Annotated in this window: 1 protein-coding gene; it reads right to left on the minus strand. The window is 43.6% G+C overall.

Translation table 11 applies throughout. From position 1 onward, the window contains the following. A partial coding sequence (locus ACQEXT_RS21275; RefSeq protein WP_426953447.1) for a peptidoglycan-binding domain-containing protein occupies positions 1 to 497 on the minus strand: 497 nt, incomplete at its 3' end. Positions 498 to 500 lie beyond the last annotated feature (3 nt).

Below are 500 nucleotides of genomic sequence, written 5' to 3' on the forward strand. Positions count from 1 at the left end.
CCATCCGATTCAATCCGCTCTTCCAGTTGATGAGAGAAAAGCTCGAAGTGACGGTTGAGTGTCGCTACCTCCTCATCCAATAGTTTTCCTAATTCCTTACTAGCAATCTTCGCTTGTTCAATCCAAAGATTGAGCAGCTCTCGTTCATCCTTTGTTTTAGGCTCTGTAGTTGGAAGAAGGACAATTTCACCCTCTCGAACGGGCTCGTTCAAATGAAGATTACAGCGCTTGATGGTCTGCTTTTGTTCCTCACTTGTCTCTGACGTAAAGAGGTTTGCCCACAATTCATCTTGTGATTGAGTGGTCGTCGATTGCATCCAACCAAGATGAAAAGTGCTATCCCATTGCTCAACGACCGCTTCATCTAGTGCTAGTACAGTATTTCTGCCTACAACACCATCGGTCTTATCAAGATTGTATTGAGCATGAGTTGTATGCGTTGGTTTGTATGTCTGCTGAAAAGATTTAACCGCTTGCTCTGTTTTACTTCCAAAGATTCC

This window comes from Vibrio sp. TRT 29B02 (assembly GCF_050113655.1).
In the GTDB taxonomy this organism is placed as follows: Bacteria; Pseudomonadota; Gammaproteobacteria; order Enterobacterales; family Vibrionaceae; genus Vibrio.